At 57.3% G+C, this 16239-nt stretch carries 15 protein-coding genes; 12 read left to right on the forward strand and 3 right to left on the reverse strand.

Annotated elements, in window-relative coordinates:
• The first annotated feature begins 35 nt into the window (after nt 1–35).
• The 5 genes from pqqA to pqqE all read left to right on the forward strand — a co-directional run bounded on the left by pqqA (nt 36) and on the right by pqqE (nt 3470).
• Nucleotides 36–107 (forward strand): pyrroloquinoline quinone precursor peptide PqqA, encoded by a 72-nt coding sequence (gene pqqA / locus RO22_RS24280; protein ID WP_009722990.1) that lies wholly within the window; start codon nt 36–38, stop codon nt 105–107.
• Between the two features lie 78 nt (nt 108–185).
• Nucleotides 186–1109 (forward strand): pyrroloquinoline quinone biosynthesis protein PqqB, encoded by a 924-nt coding sequence (gene pqqB, locus RO22_RS18345; protein ID WP_041159014.1) that lies wholly within the window; start codon nt 186–188, stop codon nt 1107–1109.
• Nucleotides 1110–1137: 28 nt separating this feature from the next.
• Nucleotides 1138–1941, forward strand: coding sequence for a pyrroloquinoline-quinone synthase PqqC (gene pqqC / locus RO22_RS18350; RefSeq protein WP_041159015.1), 804 nt, complete (start codon nt 1138–1140; stop codon nt 1939–1941).
• A gap of 16 nt (nt 1942–1957) precedes the next feature.
• Nucleotides 1958–2242 carry a pyrroloquinoline quinone biosynthesis peptide chaperone PqqD gene (gene pqqD, locus RO22_RS18355; RefSeq protein WP_041159016.1) on the forward strand — a complete coding sequence of 95 codons (285 nt, stop codon included), beginning with the start codon at nt 1958–1960 and terminating at the stop codon, nt 2240–2242.
• Entirely contained in the window at nt 2235–3470 is a 1236-nt protein-coding gene (gene pqqE / locus RO22_RS18360; protein ID WP_052475688.1) for a pyrroloquinoline quinone biosynthesis protein PqqE, read from the forward strand. The genes pqqD and pqqE overlap by 8 nt, the downstream gene beginning before the upstream one ends.
• 24 nt (nt 3471–3494) lie before the next feature.
• On the opposite strand, the gene RO22_RS18365 is transcribed toward pqqE, so the two are convergent.
• The 3 genes from RO22_RS18365 to RO22_RS18375 all read right to left on the reverse strand — a co-directional run bounded on the left by RO22_RS18365 (nt 3495) and on the right by RO22_RS18375 (nt 6757).
• Nucleotides 3495–4091, reverse strand: coding sequence for a rhodanese-like domain-containing protein (locus RO22_RS18365; protein WP_052475689.1), 597 nt, complete (start codon nt 4089–4091; stop codon nt 3495–3497).
• A gap of 7 nt (nt 4092–4098) precedes the next feature.
• Nucleotides 4099–4785: a pentapeptide repeat-containing protein gene (locus RO22_RS18370; RefSeq protein ID WP_052475690.1), complete on the reverse strand. Its 687-nt coding sequence runs from the start codon at nt 4783–4785 to the stop codon at nt 4099–4101.
• 70 nt (nt 4786–4855) lie between these two features.
• Entirely contained in the window at nt 4856–6757 is a 1902-nt protein-coding gene (locus RO22_RS18375) for a methanol/ethanol family PQQ-dependent dehydrogenase (RefSeq protein WP_041159017.1), read from the reverse strand.
• 386 nt (nt 6758–7143) lie between these two features.
• On the opposite strand from RO22_RS18375, the gene pedF reads away from it, so the two are divergent.
• The 7 genes from pedF to RO22_RS18410 all read left to right on the forward strand — a co-directional run bounded on the left by pedF (nt 7144) and on the right by RO22_RS18410 (nt 16235).
• A complete protein-coding gene (gene pedF / locus RO22_RS18380; RefSeq protein WP_041159109.1) occupies nt 7144–7548 on the forward strand; it encodes a cytochrome c-550 PedF in 405 nt (134 codons plus the stop codon).
• Between the two features lie 20 nt (nt 7549–7568).
• Nucleotides 7569–8396: a quinoprotein dehydrogenase-associated SoxYZ-like carrier gene (locus RO22_RS18385; RefSeq protein WP_052475691.1), complete on the forward strand. Its 828-nt coding sequence runs from the start codon at nt 7569–7571 to the stop codon at nt 8394–8396.
• Complete coding sequence (locus RO22_RS18390; RefSeq protein WP_041159018.1) at nt 8393–9337, forward strand: quinoprotein relay system zinc metallohydrolase 1; 945 nt, start codon at nt 8393–8395, stop codon at nt 9335–9337. Before RO22_RS18385 ends, RO22_RS18390 begins: the two co-directional genes overlap by 4 nt.
• Nucleotides 9338–9350: 13 nt before the next feature.
• Nucleotides 9351–11126, forward strand: coding sequence for an alpha/beta hydrolase family protein (locus RO22_RS18395; protein WP_041159019.1), 1776 nt, complete (start codon nt 9351–9353; stop codon nt 11124–11126).
• A gap of 96 nt (nt 11127–11222) precedes the next feature.
• Nucleotides 11223–12386, forward strand: coding sequence for an alcohol dehydrogenase-like regulatory protein ErcA (ercA, locus tag RO22_RS18400; RefSeq protein WP_041159020.1), 1164 nt, complete (start codon nt 11223–11225; stop codon nt 12384–12386).
• Complete coding sequence (locus RO22_RS18405) at nt 12383–14080, forward strand: NahK/ErcS family hybrid sensor histidine kinase/response regulator (protein WP_041159021.1); 1698 nt, start codon at nt 12383–12385, stop codon at nt 14078–14080. The genes ercA and RO22_RS18405 overlap by 4 nt, the downstream gene beginning before the upstream one ends.
• Nucleotides 14073–16235: an insulinase family protein gene (locus RO22_RS18410; RefSeq protein ID WP_052475692.1), complete on the forward strand. Its 2163-nt coding sequence runs from the start codon at nt 14073–14075 to the stop codon at nt 16233–16235. Before RO22_RS18405 ends, RO22_RS18410 begins: the two co-directional genes overlap by 8 nt.
• Nucleotides 16236–16239 lie beyond the last annotated feature (4 nt).

A 16239-nucleotide genomic window follows, 5' to 3' on the forward strand; every position in this document is an offset into this window, starting at 1 on the left:
ACGACAACATACTTAACAACGCAGGAGAGTTCCTTATGTGGACGAAACCGACCTATCAAGATATGCGCCTTGGCTTTGAAGTAACGCTCTATATCTCTACCCGCTAAGTCGTGCCCCCTGTCTATATCAGCTCGCTCATACTAGGCAGGGGCTTTCACCGCAACACCAACTTAAGAGGCCAGCCTATGCAGGTGATAGTTCTTGGGGCTGCCGCAGGGGGCGGTTTTCCTCAGTGGAATTGCAACTGCCCGAACTGCTTCCACGCTCGCCAAGGCAGCGGCGACCATCAATCACGCACTCAGTCATCCATTGCGTTAAGCGTTGATGGCAAACAGTGGCTGCTATGCAACGCCTCCCCTGACATTCGCGCCCAGCTCAACGCCAACCCGGAATTATGGCCAAACGAACTGCGTGGCAGCGGTATTCGTGGCGTGCTGCTGGTGGATGCCCAGATCGACCACGTCACCGGGCTACTTTCCCTAAGAGAGGGCTGTCCGCTGGATGTATGGTGCACGCCCAATGTACATGACGATTTATCTACTGGGTTTCCACTGTTCCCAATGTTGGAGCACTGGGGCGGGCTGCGCTGGCAGCCGGTTAGCTTGAAAGAGCATCAGGAGGTTGTCGAGTTTTCGATTTCCTTCCTGCCGGATATCGCACTTACCGCCTTTGCGCTACACAGCAATGCCCCGCCCTACTCACCACGGCGCGGAGCTACTTCCTGTGGCGATAATTTAGGGCTGTATATGGTCGACCGCCGCAGCGGTAAGTCGCTGTGCTACGCCCCAGGACTTGGCAACCCCACGCCACTGGCCATGCGCTTCTTACACGCTGCCGATGTGGTGATGGTGGACGGCACCCTGTGGGAAGACGACGAAATGCAGGCACTAGGCGTTGGCACCTCAACAGGCCAACAGATGGGACACCTCGCGCTCAATGGCAGCGGCGGCATGTATGAGCTACTTAAAGAACTACCCTGCAGTACGCGGCGCATTTTAATTCATATCAACAACACCAACCCGATTTTAGACCGCACCAGCGAGGCGGCACAAACACTTCAAGACGCAGGCATCGAAACGGCTTACGACGGTATGAAACTTACGCTATAGCCCTATCGCCAATATTAGGAGATTGATCATGGCGCTAACCGCGATAACACCCTGCGCTGCTGCCACCCCGCTCAATCGGGAGGCGTTCCGTGAAGCGCTGATGAGTAAAGGGCAGTACTACCATCTTAACCACCCCTTTCAGCAGGCGATGGCCAACGGAGAACTTAGCCGAGAACAGTTGCAGGGCTGGGTGGCTAACCGCTTTTACTACCAACTGATGATTCCCCAAAAAGACGCCGCGCTACTGGCCAACTGCCCGGATGCAGCCACCCGCAGGCGATGGGTACAGCGTCTGTTAGACCACGACGGCCACGCTGATGATGAAGGTGGGATTGAAGCCTGGCTGGCCCTCGGTGAAGCCGTGGGATTACACCGCCATACGCTGCTTTCCCAGGAGCGCGTGTTACCCGGTGTGCGCTTTGCGGTGGATGCCTACCGCCACTTTGTAGCCCAAGCCCCCTGGCAGGAGGCCGCGATCTCATCGCTTACCGAGCTGTTTGCTCCGCTAGCCCACCAAAACCGCCTGGACACCTGGCCCCAGCACTACCCGTGGATTAACGAGCAGGGCTATCGCTACTTTCGTAAGCGCCTCAGCGAAGCCCGCCGGGACGTTGAGCACGGGCTGGAAATCGCCTTAAGCGTGTGTACAACGGTGGCGCTGCAGCAGCGTGCGCTGGACATCCTGCAATTCAAGCTCGATGTGCTGTGGAGCATGTTGGATGCGATGACCATGGCCTATCAGTTAGACCGCCCGCCTTACCACACCGTCACCCGTGAAGCGGTATATCACCGTGGGCTTGAGCACTCACTTTACTCGACCTTGATTGACTAGCGCCGGGGAATTCAACATGGCACAGCAAGACATTTACCAACTGCGACGCGGCTGGCGGTTACAGTGGGAGGCCATTCAGGGTTGCCACGTCATTCTTTACCCCGAAGGTATGGTCAAACTCAGCACGACTGCCGGAGCGATTCTTGAACAGGTCGATGGCCGCCAATCCGTCGCTGACATTATCGCCACCCTACAGCGGCGATATCCAGGCGCCGAGACCTTAGCAGACGATGTCGTGCAGTTTATTGAAGAAGCCCGCAGCAACGGCTGGCTGACCGTGAAGGAGGTGCACTGTGGTTAATGGTAATACGGTTAATCAAAACAAAGCGAATCCAACCGCCGAAGCTATCTCACCGCCCTTATGGCTGCTGGCAGAACTTACCTACCGCTGCCCGCTGCAGTGTGCCTACTGCTCTAACCCGCTGGCATTTACCCGCTACCAAAACGAGCTGGATACCGAAGCGTGGCTTAGCGTGCTGCGTCAGGCGCGGGCCATGGGGTCGGCTCAGTTGGGCTTTTCCGGCGGCGAACCGCTGATTCGCCAAGATCTGGAAGCGCTCGTCAGCGAAGCACGCAAGCTAGGCTTTTATACCAACCTGCTGACCTCTGGCGTGGGCCTTACTGCTCAGCGGGTAGACGCTCTGGCAGAGGCAGGACTGGATCATATTCAGATTAGCCTGCAGGCTGCCGACCCCGAACTGGCCCAGGCGCTGGCCGGCTCTACCAAGGCCCATGCCAACAAGCTGGCCATGGCCAAAGCGGTCAAGGCCGCTGGCTACCCTATGGTATTGAACGTGGTGCTGCATCGGCACAATATCGATCAAATTGGCGAGCTGATAGCCCTCTGCGATGAGCTAGGCGCGGATGCGGTTGAACTGGCCAACTGCCAGTATTACGGCTGGGCATTTTTAAATCGCCAAGCGTTGATGCCTACCCGTGAACAGTTGGTACATGCCGAAGAGGAAACCAACCGCTGGCGGGAAACACTGGCGGCACGGGGCCGCGATATGTCGTTGCTGTTTGTAGTACCAGACTACTTTGAGCAAGCGCCTAAAGCGTGCATGGGCGGCTGGGGCAGCATCTTTATGACCGTTGCTCCGGATGGTGCCGTGTTGCCCTGCCATAGCGCCAGGGAGCTGCCGATGGCATTTCCCAACGTAAAAGAGACATCGCTGCAGGACATTTGGTACCAAAGCGATGCCTTTAACCGTTTTCGCGGCACTCAGTGGATGCCCACGCTCTGCCAGCAGTGTGACGAGCGCGATAAAGACCATGGCGGCTGCCGTTGCCAGGCTTATTTGTTAACCGGCGATATGAACGCCACTGACCCGGTGTGCCAGCACTCCCCCCAGCATGGGTTGCTAGAGAGCCTTATCACAGAAAACGCCCAAAGCAAGCCTGAGCAGGCGACCCTAATTCCCCGCAATGCCCGCCAATCAAAGCAGTTGCAAACAAGGCAGTTACAGAGCCAGGATGGTTCAGCGGAGCCTTCGCCCCGCCAAACGCCCGAGCTGATTTATCGGCAATAAACCTATTTATCAGTAATAAACCCATTAAGGCTCGCAGGTGGCTCGCTCAGCATGGGCAGGCAGCTGCGGGCAAACAGCTGCTAATGAATGACCGCTCGCTTGCCAGCCATCCACCCCATCGGGGTACCAATACAGCTCTTCATAGCCCATTGCCTCAGCACGCCGGGCAGCATTCCAGGAAAGCCAGCAGTCGCTGCGGCAAAAGAACACCAACGGCGCTACCTCTGCGTTCTCACGCTGCGCATCGAGTGTTTGCGTGAAGTAATCACGCCATTCATCTTCCAAAGTAGGGGCGCCCACGTTAGGCAGCCAAATACTGCCGGGGATCGTTAAGTGAGGGCTATCCTGCAGAAAAAGGCCGTTATGCCAAGTTAGCGCGTAGACATCCACCAGGATGACCGACGACGATTCCAGCAATACTTGAAATGTATCGTCATCTAACGTGGTCACCCCGGGTAGCGGTGCAGTGACGGGTGCTTTAAATGGCGGTAACCGATAGCCTTGTTGGTTAAACGCCGCGGCAGGCACGTCAGCCTCCGCCACGCCGCTAACTATTCCACTTATCCACACCAAACAAATGATATAGCGGCGCACAGAGTGCGCCGAGTGTTGTGTCGACATGATGGTATCACTCCCAATCAAACGGGCAGCCGGTACATCCCTCCATTTGAGCCATTTGGAAGTTACCGTAGTGGATACGTGCACCGGTCATATCGGCATCGTTAAGACGGGCAATGTTCATTTTGACTTCTTGCAGGTTAGCATCGCGCAGATCAGCCCCTATCAGGTTGACCTTATTCATCCAGGCCATTTCCAGGTTGCTGCCCATCAGCTTCGCTCCCTGCATACTGGCCCCAGACAGTCGGGCGAACGCCAAATTGGCCCCCGTCAGGTCAGCATGATCAAACGTCGCTCCCTGGGCATAAATACTCCAACTATCCAACCCAACCAAACTGGCGTGGGAAAGGTCGGCACCACGCAGGTGGGTGTTGGGCATACGCGCGCGATTAAGGTTAGCGTTGCGGAGCGATGCACCTTCAAAATCGACGCTGCGTAGATTGCTGTGGCGGAAATCCGAGCCGTCTAAATTGCTGCCCGCAAAGTTAGCGCCTTGCAAATCAAGGTTAGCAAAGTCACCGCCAGATAAGTCCCTATTGGCGCACTGGGCGCCTGGCACCAGCTCGCAGCCGTTATGCACTGGCGGTTGATACGCTTCAACATAGTCATCGGCAACGACACTGCCTATCACGCTAAGGTAGAGAAACATCGCCGTTATTTGACGGCGCCATAAAGGCACAGTATGACGAGTTATCATTATTGTTCTCCATTACCGTTATCTTCATTCAAAAAAGGGCGGCAAAGGCCGCCCAAGAGGTGTTAATAACTTAACGGTTCGCCAGCTCTTTAACGAAGGACGGTAACTTGAAGACCCAGAACGAGCCGCCCTGAGCAATCGGTCGCGTCAGTTCAGCCATATCACCGCCCCAAAGCGGAACTGCGCCGCCATAACCGGCGGTGACACCGATGTACTGCTCACCGTCCATTTCCCAGGTAACCGGTGGTGAAATGATGCCGGTGCCTACCTGGAACTTCCAAAGCTCCTCCCCGGTTTCAGCATGGAAGGCTTTGAAGTAGCCATCCCCCGTACCGGTAAACACCAAATCACCGTGGGTGGCTAGCACGCCTGCCCATAGCGGCATAGGCTCTTTATGCTCCCAAGCATATTCGCCGGTCACCGGGTCTATGGCGCGCAGAATACCCACATGATCGTCGTACATACGCTTGATACGGAAGCCCATACCCAAGTAAGCGGCGCCTTCTACATACTCGACTTCCTCGGTCCAGTAATCCTCTTTCCAGTGATTACCCGGTACGTAGAACAGCCCGGTATCTTCGCTATACGCCATGGGGTTCCAGTTTTTACCGCCCAGGAATGGAGGCGATACTTCAACAGGCTCCGAGCGGGTTTGGCCCTCTTCCAATCGCGGTGGGCGCTGGCCTTCAGCCTCAACCGGGCGGCCGGTTTCCAGATCGATATGGGTCGCCCAGGTGATGTTATCGACAAAGGGAAAGGCGTTGATAAGTTCGCCGTTGGTGCGGTCAGTGACATAGAAGAAGCCATTACGGTCAGCGTGGGCGCCCGCATTCACCGTTTGGCCATTCTCATCTTCGTATTCGAACAGTACGATTTCGTTATTGCCCGAGAAGTCCCAGGTGTCGTTGGGCGTGTGCTGATAGAACCACTTCACTTCGCCGGTCGAGGGGTCGATACCCAGTTGACCAGAGGTATAGAGGCTGTCGTAGTCAGACGGGTCGCCGTCTTCAGAGGTGCGTGCCCAGCCATTCCAGGGGGCCGGGTTACCCGCGCCAATGATAATGGTATTGGTGTCAGGGTCGAAGCTGGCGCTCTGCCATGGCGCACCGCCACCTTGGCTCCAGGCCTGTACTTTGCCGGTTTCGCTGTCTGGGTCATCGGGCCAGGAGGGCGCGCTGGCATCACCCGTCGGGGTGCCCTCCTCACCGTTCAAACGCCCCATATGGCCCTCAACAAAGGGGCGCATCCAAATCTCTTCACCGGTATCAGGGTCACGGGCATAGAGCTTACCGACAATACCGAACTCATCCCCTGACGAGCCATGAATCAGCAATACGCGGCCCGTTTCGCTATCCTCTACAATCGTTGGCGCGCCAGTCATGGTATAACCCGCGCGGTGGTCACCAAAGCGTTCGCGCCACACTACTTCCCCGGTATCTTTATTGAGCGCCACAATCCCCGCATCCAGCGTACCGAAGAACACCTTGTCGCCGTATATGGCCGCGCCTCGGTTCACCACGTCACAGCAGGGGCGAATATCGCTGGGCAGTCGATGGTTATAAGACCACAGCCTCTTTCCAGTACGTGCATCAATGGCAAAAATACGTGAATAGGAGCCGGTAACATAGATAACGCCTTCATGGATCAGCGCCTGTGACTCCTGGCCACGCTGCATTTCATCGCCAAAGGAGTGAGACCATGCAGGGGTCAGCATCTCTACATTGTCTGCGTTAATTTGATCAAGCGGGCTGTAGCGCTGGGCTTTCACGCCCATGCCGTACATCAGCACCGTTTCAGTGGTGTTATGGTCATTGAGAATATCGTCCCAGGTCACCTCACTGGCGTGGGCTGTCAGTGCAACGCTTCCAATACCTAGAGCAGAAGCATAAGCAACAGCGGCAGTGAGGGTACGCAGGCGAAAGGGCCACGAAATTGTGCGGGCTGACGTGTTGTTATTGATAGCGTATGTCATGGGTTTTCCATCCGAGTAATGATCACAATGCAATGGCTGCAAAGCGGCCAAGCTACTGCTTGCGTGGTGCCAGCAAGACTAAACTCAGCTTAGAAGCCCGGATCAAAAACCCATCTACCCCTCCAGTCGCGTTCTCATCCTAAATTAGCACTACTTCCAAAGGAGGAGGCTAGCGATACCTAAGGTGCTATAGGTTCGGCATGTGCGCCTGCCTATGCTCACTCAGGTGACGATACATTGATCCCCTGAGGAGCTATTCCATGACAACGCTTACAAAAACCATCTCAAACACCATCTCAAAAACCCACTCAAAAACAGTCACAACGGCCATCTCAAAAACGGCCTCTACCAAAACACCCATAGGCCAAGCGGGGGCTATCGCCCTTATGGCTTTGCTGGCTGCACCACTGGCATGGTCTCACGGCAGCGTTACCCCGCAAGCCGTTGATATTAAAGATCTCGAGCGCTTAGGTGACGAATGGCGGGAAGAGAACCCTTATCGTGATCACCCCCAGCATGATCTAGCCGTGGACATTGGCGCCCGCGCTTATAACAGCAATTGCGCCGCTTGCCACGGCCTGGAAGCGAAATCCGGCGGCATCGCCCCCGACCTGCGCGAGCTGGAGAACGGCCCATGGGGCGATGAGTGGTTCAAAGAGCTGGTTACGAACGGATCCGAGCGCAACGGCCGTGTACTCATGCCGCGTATGTCCGACTACGTCAGCCAAGAAGGGCTGTGGGCCATCCGCACCTGGTTAGAAACGGTCAGCATCGAAACGACCAGACAGTAATCCCTAAGCTGGGAGGCACTATGGCAACCCCAACACCCATCAGCACGTTACAACAGCTCACCGAGGCTCTCACTGCACTCCTCGCGGCGTTTATCTGGTTAATAGTTATGTTGCCCTCCACCGCGTTGGCCGCAGTGAACAGCGCTGAACAGGATCCGCTTAATTCCTTTATGTGGCCTGTATACCGCGAGCGCTTTTTGGGCGACGCCCCCGTGGTGTTTGATGAGCGGGTCATTGTTAGCGCGCCAAGTTTCGCCGAAGACTCAGGCCAAGTGCCCATTGAGTTAGACGCCAGCGGATTAGAAGCCAGCGGCGAGCCGATAACCGACATCATCGCCTGGGTGGATCTCAATCCTATTCCCCGCCTATTTCACTACTCACCGATGAGCCATGGTCTCGCCAAGCTTTCGTTAAATATTCGCTTGGAACAAGCTTCCGCGGTACGCGTAGCAGTGAAACAGGGGGCTACCTGGCATGTGGGCGGCACCTACATTGAAGCAGAAGGCGGCGGCTGTACCACGCCGGGTATTGCCGGCGCTGACAACGACTGGGAAAACACCTTCGGCGAGCTGCAGGGTCGGCTGTTTGCCAATGAGAGCGAACAGCGCCTGCGGGTGCGCCTTTCTCACCCCATGGACAGCGGCTTAATCCCCAGCCAACCCGCCTTTTACGTACAGTCGTTTGAGCTGCTGGATCAGCAGGGCCAGAAAGTGGCCGCGCTGGATATCGAAGCGTCGGTGAGCGCCAACCCCACCCTAGGGCTTCATATGCGTCCCTCTGCGGAAGGCTATGTCATTGGCGCCCGGGACAACAACGGCAACCGCTTCTCTATTGGTCTGAAGCCATGAAAATGCGCTTACTGGCGAGCATAGCGTCGCTACTAACCACACCGTTAGCGGCCAACGAGCCGGTCATGTTCTGCGAACGTGCGCTAACTGCCCAGCCAATTGCAGAGAACACCTGGATGGTGGAAGGCTTAAGAGAAGAGCTTTCCACCAGCAACTGCGGCCATATCGGCAACCAAGCATTTATTGCCACGCCTAACGGCACCATCCTCATCGACAGCGGCAGCAGCCCACGCTTTGGCGAAGCACTAAAAAAACTGATTGCTCAGCACACCTCCCACCCCGTACGCTGGGTTTTGAATACCCACCACCACCCCGATCACTTTTTCGGTAATGCCGCCTTCGACGAGGCAGAGCACCTCACCTTAGCCAGCACTCGTGCGCTGAAGGCCCGCGACCGAGCAGCACTGATCGATAACGTAGAGCGGCTGACCGGACGCAGCTTGGCGCGCACGCATACTGCCCTACCCGACACGCTTGAGGCAGGCGAGGTAACGCTGGGAAGCTACCCACTCACGCTATACGCCATGCGCGGCCACAGTGGTGGTGACCTGGTCATTATGGATCATTCCACCGGGGTACTGTTTTTGGGCGATATGGGCTTCTACCAGCGTGCTGCCGCCACGGCTCATAGCCCTGGCTTGCAACAGTGGCAGGAAGAACTTAACGATCTTCGTGCTCTCAACGCCAGAATCGCCGTGCCCGGCCATGGCCCCAGCGCGCCGCCCAACACGGTTTTAGAGCAAACCGCTCACTACCTCGCATGGCTAGACCAGCACCTCAGTAACGTGGCTAGCGAAGGGCTGGGTGCCAACCATGCCTTGGCCGTCGAGATTCCTGATACCTTTAATACCCTAGCGCTTACTGAATACGAGTTTACCCGTAGCGTGATGCAGCTTTATCCTCACTATGAAACACGGCTGCTGTGGGATACCCCACAATAAGGAGCACACACCTATGCGGCTTACCCTGGCAGATGCCGCCGAACCCACTGACACATTGGGCGAACTGCACAGCGACTCCCAGGCCGTTTACTGGCTGGCTCGCTGCCCGCAAACGGGCGACATGCAGCTTTGGCGATGGGCGGCTGACAGCAACGAGGCGCCGCAATGTTTGGTAGATGACGCTGTGGGCAGCCGCGTGAACCAGTACGGCGGCGGCAGCTATACGCCACTGCTGGAGGGCATCGTTTGGGTGCGCCAGCACGACCAGGCGATTATGCACCGCGACCACCACGGCGCCAGCCACTGCTGGCAGAAGCGGCCACAAACAGCCTACGGAGGGCTGTGCGCAGACCCTAAGCGCCAGCGTGTATTAGCGGTTGAGGAAGATACCCATGGTCAGCGTCTGATCGCCATCACTGCCAGCCATCGGCAGGTATTGGCAGAAGGCGCCGACTTCTACGGCGCGCCGATATTAAGCGACGACGGCAACTATTTAGCGTGGGTGAGCTGGTCACTGCCTCATATGCCGTGGCAGCGTAGCCAATTGCACCTCGCACAGGTGATGGCTAACGGTAGGCTTGTAGCCTTTGAGCGCTGGGACTTCGGCGCAGCGATTAGCCAGCCGCAGTTTGGCCCTCATAACGCGCTGATCTGCATGAGCGACCACGCTGGCTGGTGGCAGCCCTGGCAGGTAAACCTGGCCACCCCCCTTTGCCTGAGCAGCGCCTCGGTTGATCACATCACCACACCGTGGCAACTGGGTGAGCACCAGCACGCTTGGAGGGGCAATCGGCAGGTTTACTGCCAACTGCACCAGGGGGCGGCTCAGCTTTACCGACGCTCCGGCGAGCAGGTGGAAGCAGTGCTACCTACCCCTGGTCGTGTGGTAAGCATCACGCTGGCAAGGCACGGTGAATACGCTATTGTGCAAAGCGCTACCAGCGCCGCCCAGCTGATACGTTTTACCGGAAATTGTCCACACCGCTGCCTAGCGGGTAACGTTGTGGATAACGTAGCGGGTAGCCTAGTGGCCAAAAATTCCGCCATCGCGCAATGGCTGGAAGCCCCCGTTGGCAACGAAGGCGAAACGGTGCACGGCTTTCTCTACTCAGCCTTAGTCAACCGCGCTGCACCGCTGATTGTCCGCGTTCATGGTGGACCTACCGCCGCCACCTACCCTATTTACGACCCGCTGGTAGCCTATTGGCAACAGCAGGGCTTTCATGTGCTGGATATCAACCCACGGGGCAGCGGCAACTTTGGCCGCCGCTACCGTGAGTGTTTAGCGGGCCAGTGGGGCATTAGCGATACTGACGATGTGATCGCCCTGGTTAATGCCGCCTGCGAGCGCTTTGCAATAGATACAGCGCGCTGCTTTATCCGTGGCCAAAGCGCTGGCGGGTTTACCTCCCTCAATGCCCTGGCCACCATGCCCCTGTTTGCTGCGGCCACTAGCCTGTACGGGGTAACCGATGCGTTATCGCTATCAGCAAAAACACACCGCTTTGAATCCGGCTACTTGGCCTGGCTAATCGGAGACGAGACCCAGCTCGCCCAGCGCAGCCCTGCTTACCACATCACCCGTTGCCAGCGCCCTTTGCGGGCACTGTTTATCCAGGGTGGCAAAGACGCTGTAGTGGTGCCAGAGCAAACTCATGCAATGGCGCGGCATATCGAACAGCAGGGCGGCGAGGCGCAAACACTGCTATTCAGTAACGAATGCCACGGCATTCGCCACCCTCAAGCGCGCCAAACCATGCTGGCTCGCGAGCTGGTCTTTTATCAATAAGATGACTTGCCCCCTAACGACGGCACCAAGGTCGTAACGCAACAATCTCCTAAGGTGCTTAAGATAATGGTTAACAATTATAAACGAGACCGCCCCATGACTTCGCCACTCACGCAACTTCGTAAGTTTGTCGCGCCTGAAATTATTTTTGGCGACGGTGCCCGCCACGCGGCAGGCAATTACGTCTCTACTTTTGGGGCAGAAAAGGTACTTCTGGTCTCTGATCCTGGCGTACTGCTGGCAGGCTGGGTGGCCGATATTGAAGCCAAACTGCTGGAAGCCAACATTGCCGTTGAGCGTTTTACCGCCGTCTCCCCCAACCCCCGGGTAGATGAGATTATGGCCGGTGCCGAGATCTATCGTGCAACCGGCTGCAAGGCGATTGTGGCGATAGGCGGTGGCAGCCCGATGGACTGCGCCAAGGGGATTGGCATCGTCACGGCCCACGGCGGGCACATTCTCGATTTTGAAGGCGTTGATACTATTCGCGTGCCGATTCCTCCGCTGATTTTTATTCCTTCAACGGCGGGCACCTCGGCGGATATTTCCCAGTTTGCGATTATTTCTGATCAGCAGCGGCGCATGAAATTCTCGATTATCAGCAAGGCCGTCGTGCCGGATGTGTCGCTGATCGATCCTGAAGTCACCATGACCATGTCGCCCTACCTGACCGCTTGTACCGGGGTCGACGCGTTAGTGCATGCCATTGAAGCGTTCGTTTCAACCGGCAGCGGCCCGCTCACCGACACCCACGCCTTGGAAGCCATGCGTTTGATCAGCAGCCATCTTGAGGCGCTGGTGGCGAACCCTACCGATGGCGAGCTGCGCGCTCAGGTAATGCTGGGCAGCATGCAAGCGGGCTTGGCGTTCTCAAACGCTATATTGGGCGCAGTACACGCTATGTCGCATAGTTTGGGCGGCTTCTTGGATCTCCCCCACGGTTTGTGCAACGCTATGCTGTTAGAGCATGTGGTGGCCTATAACTATGATGCCGCCCCCGATCGTTTTAAGCGGGTCGCCGAAGCCGTCGGTATCGACTGCCGAGGGCTGTCACAGCAGCAGATCAAAAAATCGCTGTTCCGGTACTTAGTCGATTTAAAACATGCGGTTGGTCTGGGAGGCACGCTTAGCAAGATGGGCGTCTCACGCAGCGACGTGCCGTTCCTCACCAACCACGCGCTGGGCGACCCTTGTATTTTGACCAACCCGCGCCGTTCCAACTCAAGGGATGTAGCGGTGGTGTACGAAGAGGCGCTATGAAAAAAGCCAACGATCCTTCGGGCTTTTCGGTCAGCGATCTGCTCGGGCTGGGTCAGCAGTCGGCGCGCAAAAGCTACTATCGCGAGCTTTCAGTGCGCTTAGAAGAGCTTGAAGTTGAGCGCAATCGCTATAAATGGCTGTTTGAAAACGCTCTACACGGCATTTTTCAGGCATCGCTCTCTGGCAAACTGCGCGCCGCCAACCCGGCACTTGCCGCCATGCTTGACGATAGCAGCGTAGCGCATACCCTGGAGCGCTGTGCCCGCTTTGACGCGCTCTTTGTTAATGCTACCACTGGGCAACAGCTGCGCGACCTGCTGCTCATTCAAGGGCACGTAACAGGCCAAACCACCTTGCTGCAAGGAGCTTCTGATCACCAAGTTCCCGTCGCCATTACGCTGATCAAAAAGCCCGCCGAGCTTGCCGGAGACGAAGACCTGATCGAAGGCTTTGTGGCAGATATTACCGAGCGTGAGCGCGCCCGCCAGCACTTAGAAACACTCAACGCCCACTTGGAAGCCCGGGTAGCTGATCGCACCCAGGCACTTGAACGACTCAATGAGGAGCTTAGAAGCGCGCGCGATGCTGCCGAGTTTGCCAACCTCAGCAAAGACCGCTACCTAGCCGCCGCTAGCCATGACCTACTGCAACCCATGAACGCTGCACGCTTATTGGTGGCCTCACTACAGGAGCGCTTGAACGACAGCGATAATCTAGCCCTGGTTGAGAGGGTGCAAAACTCGCTGGAAGGCGCCGAAGCGATTCTTTCCGATCTCTTGGATATTTCAAAACTGGATCACGGCCAGGTACAGCCGCAACTACGCCACTTTAATCTCGACGATATTCTTAGCAATCTCGCTGACGAGTTTGCCCCCGTGGCGCAACGAAAAGGGTTAACGCTGCGCTATGTGCCCTGCCATCAAGCGGTGACCAGCGACCCTCATCTACTCAGCCGTATTGTGCGCAACTTTCTGGCTAATGCTTGCCGCTATACCCAGCGTGGCGGCATTTGCCTAGGCGTACGACGCCACGGTGACACCAGCCTGGCTATAAACGTCGTCGATAGCGGTATTGGTATTCCCGAAAGCGACTACCAGCTTATTTTCCGCGAATTTCATCAACTCAATGCCACCCGCGCGCGCGATCGCCAGGGCGTTGGCCTAGGGCTTGCGATTGTGGAACGGATTAGCCAGCGCCTTGAGCACCCGCTTTCTGTGCGCTCTGCACCCGGCCAAGGCTCCTGTTTTGCGGTTAGGGTGCCCCGTGCCAGCGCTGTTTCCTTTAGCCAAATACCCACCCCCAGCGCGCCGTTTTCCGCTGACGCCGAGTTCGAAGGGGTGCGCGTACTGATCCTGGATAACGAACCAGCCATTCTTGAAGGCATGGCGCTGTTGCTAAGTGAATGGCAGGTCAGTTGCGATACCGCGCTGGATATGGTGGCCGCCAAAGCCTGCTTGGAGGCGCCGGATATGTTGCTGGTCGACTTGCACTTAGACGATAGCGTGACCGGGTTGGAGGCCATACGACAACTTCGCCACCATTGGCATGACCCGCACTTACCCGCAGCCATTATCAGTGCCGACCGCTCTGATCACTGGCAAAGGCGGTTACGCAATGCCGGCGTGCCGCAGTTAAACAAGCCGGTACGCCCCGGCAAACTGCGCGCACTACTACGCAGCCTGCTCAATGGCTAACCTACGCTTCCCACAGACCTGCATCTCCCTGCCTAACGGCGTGCAGGGCATGCTGGCCCACGCACCCCATTTAACCCATGCCCACGTTAGCATCACTATTGCAGCGGGCTATTTGGATGAGCCTTCCACCCTACCAGGTCTGGCCCACTTACTGGAGCACGTGCTCACCACTGCACCACTGACAGCCTCCTCTAACACCAGCCTGCTCACTTGGTTTGCCCAGCACCAGGGCAGCCTGAACGCCCACACCGATGACTACGTCACCGATGTGCATCTCTCGATCCCGGCAGACAGCCTAGAAGCGGCGGCTCTCACTGTTGCCAGCCAGTTGGCCACGCCCACTATTTCGCCGCCGACCATTCGCACCGAAGTCGCCGCCATTGACGCCGAATGGCAGGCCCGCCAACACAGCTCGGCAATGCAACGGCTATCAGCCATCGCCACGCTCAGTGACCCGCAGCATATCGGTGCTGGCTGCCGCCACGGCAACGCACAAACGCTGGGCCATCACATTTGGTTGCTTCATGAGGCGCTGACCACGTTTCACCGCAACCACTACCACGGCGGCCGCGTTAGCATTGCAATTATCAGCCCCAGGGCCACAGAAGCGGTGACCCGCCTTATTCAACGCATGGCAACGCTGTTTAACCCGCTACCACCCAACGCTCCGGCGCTTGCCATTACGCCCCGCTGGGGCAGCCTGCCCCGCGCGAAGGTGGTCGGGACGGCCCACGCCGTTGAGCTATTGTGGCCGCTACCATCGTCCGTTTCACGTCATCAGTTTAACGCCCTTAGCGACGTTGCTGATTCGTTAAACCAAGGCTACCTGGTGGATCAGTTAGCTAACTCGATTATCGACTACCACGCGACTGCCGCCCCAACCGGGGCTACAGACACCTTCAGCTTGGCGTTAACCGGTACCGCGCCGCAGGAGCGACTGGAAGTGCTTGAGGCTTTCCTCAGCGAACGTCTAGCAGCCCCGCTCGCGACGGCCCCTATTGATCACCGCACCGTTTGGCGGCCCCCTGCCGGTACCGTGCAACTGGCGGCGGCGTGGTTTGTCTATGCGCGCCAGCAAGCATTGGCGCGGCGGCTTGCTGCCAATACAGCAGCTCAACCATATTTCCCCACCAGGGATCGCTGGCCAGTTCCCCACTGGCTAGTTTATAGCGCGCCTACAACGTTCCAGCATGCTGACGATGCAGCACACTTGGCGGCCGTCCCACATGTGCAGCGTTGGTGCGGCCAGTATGGTGTCAGCGATGATTTCGCCTCACTTGCCGACACCACCTGGGCAGCCTGTTTTATACCCAACGCAATGTTCCTTCCCGCCCCTCTGGCTGCCAAACGGTGCGCACGCAGCGGCGTGATATGCCAGCACATGCAACTAGCCCAGGGCAGTTGGGTGATAACCGTGGGGGAGGGAGCGACAGTTGCCATGCAAACCTTGCTGAAAGAAGCGAATGTTAATACGGCAATTGTCCCCCAAGGGCTTCTGGCTCAGCGGTTGGTACAGCGCTTAACACCGCTGCCTGCCACGCCTGCGGTATGGGTTTCCCATGAAGCAGATGCAGATGTCGTTTGCCACGCGCTTGCAGATTTGGCCAGCCGCATAGCAACACGTTCTGTGCAGACGCCTTCTATCAATGGGTCGGCCAGCACAGCCATCATGCGCACACTGAGCTTACCGGGCACGCCCACCCAGCGCTGGCTATTAGTCCTTGCTGAGCAGCACCACAGCGCGGCCTTTTTTCAGCAGGCGCGGTATGACCATCACTTGGGGTATGTCGCGGCGGTACGCAGAAGCGACGGTGCGCCCTGCTCACTTGGCTATGTGGTGCAAACCAGTGAAGACGCTGAACCTGTAGGGAAAAAACTACTCTCCATCACCGATGCCCTGTGGCAAGCGGCGGAAGATATCCTACAGACGCCAACCTCTCTTAAACACTCTCTAACACGGCCTGAAACGCCCCTCGCCGCGCTGATTACCCAGTGGCAAAGCCTCTTGTCAGGCACTGATCAGCCACTGCATCGGCTTGGGCAGCAAAGCACCAACTCACAGGCGCTTAACGAGTTACTCACTCTGATAAACACCCACGGCCACTGGCAAACCCACTGGTTAGATAGTACTGGCCACTATCGCGTCAACGATTGAGGCG

It is taken from the genome of Halomonas sp. KHS3, assembly GCF_000830495.1.
GTDB classification, from domain to species: Bacteria; Pseudomonadota; Gammaproteobacteria; order Pseudomonadales; family Halomonadaceae; genus Vreelandella; species Vreelandella titanicae.

Coding starts and splice junctions, on each gene's coding strand:
- RO22_RS18375 (WP_041159017.1), bottom strand. CDS start 6,757: ATGACATACGCTATCAATAACAACACGTCAGCCCGCACAATTTCGTGG.
- RO22_RS18410 (WP_052475692.1), top strand. CDS start 14,073: ATGGCTAACCTACGCTTCCCACAGACCTGCATCTCCCTGCCTAACGGC.
- RO22_RS18365 (WP_052475689.1), bottom strand. CDS start 4,091: ATGTCGACACAACACTCGGCGCACTCTGTGCGCCGCTATATCATTTGT.
- RO22_RS18370 (WP_052475690.1), bottom strand. CDS start 4,785: ATGATAACTCGTCATACTGTGCCTTTATGGCGCCGTCAAATAACGGCG.
- pedF (WP_041159109.1), top strand. CDS start 7,144: ATGGCTTTGCTGGCTGCACCACTGGCATGGTCTCACGGCAGCGTTACC.
- RO22_RS18385 (WP_052475691.1), top strand. CDS start 7,569: ATGGCAACCCCAACACCCATCAGCACGTTACAACAGCTCACCGAGGCT.
- RO22_RS18405 (WP_041159021.1), top strand. CDS start 12,383: ATGAAAAAAGCCAACGATCCTTCGGGCTTTTCGGTCAGCGATCTGCTC.
- ercA (WP_041159020.1), top strand. CDS start 11,223: ATGACTTCGCCACTCACGCAACTTCGTAAGTTTGTCGCGCCTGAAATT.
- pqqC (WP_041159015.1), top strand. CDS start 1,138: ATGGCGCTAACCGCGATAACACCCTGCGCTGCTGCCACCCCGCTCAAT.
- pqqB (WP_041159014.1), top strand. CDS start 186: ATGCAGGTGATAGTTCTTGGGGCTGCCGCAGGGGGCGGTTTTCCTCAG.
- RO22_RS18390 (WP_041159018.1), top strand. CDS start 8,393: ATGAAAATGCGCTTACTGGCGAGCATAGCGTCGCTACTAACCACACCG.
- pqqD (WP_041159016.1), top strand. CDS start 1,958: ATGGCACAGCAAGACATTTACCAACTGCGACGCGGCTGGCGGTTACAG.
- RO22_RS18395 (WP_041159019.1), top strand. CDS start 9,351: ATGCGGCTTACCCTGGCAGATGCCGCCGAACCCACTGACACATTGGGC.